Origin of the sequence: Lacicoccus qingdaonensis (genome assembly GCF_900101075.1) — a bacterium.
Taxonomy (GTDB): domain Bacteria; phylum Bacillota; class Bacilli; order Staphylococcales; family Salinicoccaceae; genus Lacicoccus; species Lacicoccus qingdaonensis.
The window spans coordinates 1-2,109 of sequence record NZ_FNFY01000056.1 but is presented as its reverse complement, the minus strand read 5'-3'; the positions used below and the strand labels follow the sequence as shown (position 1 = coordinate 2,109).

The following is a 2,109-nucleotide window of genomic DNA, read 5'->3' as shown; positions in this document are numbered from 1 at the left end:
GGAGGAAGAGCCCAGCCATAAGACATCAGAGGGCTTTCACAAACTCTGGATTAGGGTCATACCCTAGTGGCTAACTTAAACTTGAAATTCGCGAACTGAATTTGTTATTTTGATACTTATTTTTATTGATGAAGTGGAACGGCATGTATCCCCAGCTTATTTGGGAATACATGCTTATTTTTATTCTACAATCCGCCAATTATTCTCTTTTTCTAATGTCAGTACATACTGAGATAGTTGGTTTGCTTGTGTGGTGTGATCGGTATACTTCACTGTGACCCATACGTTAATTTGCTCACCTTCAGCTTGAAAGATGGGATTCATCAATTCGGAAAATGTATAGTTCTCATTAATTGGAGGGAGGACATCCTCTTCGACATAGTAACTGAGTTCTGCTTCGGTTGCTGTGGGATACGATGCAAAGAAAGTTTCCAAGAAACTGGTCACTTCATCGACAATTTCAGATTCAACGGTATTATTATTTTCTGGTGATTCAGGCGTATAGTCTGATTTCTCCGGCTCATGCCAGACCGTCGGATTTTGAGTCACGACGAGATTTTCAGCTTCATCTTGATGAATCATTATTTGGTATGTGGCGCGGTTCCATGTCTCATCGTCATCCTCAGTAATTTTTTGCCGCACTGTATATACCACAGAAAAATTTCCTTCCGATACTTCGGTGACTGACCACATATCCATGCCAGTAACACTTACTTCTGTAGAGATATCCTCTGAAATCATTTCTGTATTTAGTGAGAGTAAATCATCTGTCATATATTCACTGAGTTCAACGGCCCTTGCACCTAATGCATCGGTGACATTGTCCCAAACATGATAGACGTCCACAAATTGACGGGTAAAACTTTCTATCGCATTGGTATCCACGAGTTCTGTTTCTATGATTTCAGTCTCATGGATGGTATGTTGGTCAATCGCCGTGAAGTTTTTATAAATTCCAAATGTTAAACTACTGATGAGCAGTATCCATAGAATAAGGACAGATTTTTTCCGTGTCCCCACTGTTGTGTTTCGCAAGTAGAAAGTACATAGAAATGCAATGAAAAATGCAGAGGGTTGCCACCCTGTATCTTTATTGTACATTTAACGTGATTTCGATAATGCATGACTGAGTCGATAGCTTTCACCGGTAAATGATAGCACGTGGGCGTGGTGGATGAGCCGATCCACCAGCGCAGCGGTCAGTCGGGCATCGACAAAGATTCTGTTCCATTGACTAAACTCCAGGTTCGAAGTGATGATTAGACTCTTCTGTTCATACCATTCGGAAATGAGCTGGAACAGAAGCTCCGAGCCTTCTTTGCCAAACGGTAGGTATCCCATTTCATCGAGGACAATCAAATCCACTTTATCAAATCGTTTCCTGAATGCTGATAATTTGTCTTGCCGTAAAGCAGTTTCCAATCGTTCCACCAGTTCAGCGACCCTGAAAAACCGCACTTCATAACCGTGTTCACAGGCTTTTCGCCCCAGACCACTGCCCAGGTGGCTCTTCCCTTTATGAAAAGCTTTACATAACGGTAATTATCGAAAGTCTTTGTTTATGGAAAGACGTTCCTGCTAAAGTATTAAATTCAAGACTTAGACGAGAAATATCTTTCCATAATATTTTTAGTTGCTACTGACAAAACTCCTCCAACCAGCTTAATAAGTTGGTATCCTCTTCCCAAACGGGCACATCTTGAGTCACGATGTCTATATATGAAGATTCTAGTGCTTTTCTTTTTGTTTCTGTATTTGCTCTCAAATAAATTTCAGTCGTCGTTACATTCACATGGCCCAATAAATCTCTAATGTAAATTAAGTTTACGCCTGTTTCTAATAAATGCATCGCTTTCGTATGTCTAATCATATGAGGATGTAAACTATTGGGGAATAGAAGTTCCGATTGAGATTCTTTAGCCCTTTTTAAATACTTTTTTAAAATGTAGGCGATACCGGGTCTTGTAAATGCGTGTCTGTTACTATTAAAAAATAGCGGGTGACTTTGCTTTCCATTATCCAATAGATTATTTTCGGTTCTGTTGCAAAGTAAAAAAATATAGCTAACCACTAATTTATCATGTCAGTGTTCGCTTAACTTGCTAGCAT

General features: G+C 39.7%; 2 protein-coding genes and 1 pseudogene. All 3 read right to left on the bottom strand.

All coding sequences use genetic code 11. From position 1 onward, the window contains the following. Positions 1-180 precede the first annotated feature (180 nt). Positions 181-1,101 carry a conjugal transfer protein gene (locus tag BLR15_RS13745; protein WP_092988365.1) on the bottom strand — a complete coding sequence of 307 codons (921 nt, stop codon included), beginning with the start codon at positions 1,099-1,101 and terminating at the stop codon, positions 181-183. Next, positions 1,102-1,515: pseudogene (locus tag BLR15_RS13740) on the bottom strand (ATP-binding protein); the annotation flags it as partial. 121 nt (positions 1,516-1,636) lie between these two features. Beyond that, a complete protein-coding gene (locus tag BLR15_RS13735; protein ID WP_245696821.1) occupies positions 1,637-2,023 on the bottom strand; it encodes a tyrosine-type recombinase/integrase in 387 nt (128 codons plus the stop codon). Positions 2,024-2,109 lie beyond the last annotated feature (86 nt).

Coding starts and splice junctions, on each gene's coding strand:
- BLR15_RS13745 (WP_092988365.1), bottom strand. CDS start 1,101: ATGTACAATAAAGATACAGGGTGGCAACCCTCTGCATTTTTCATTGCA.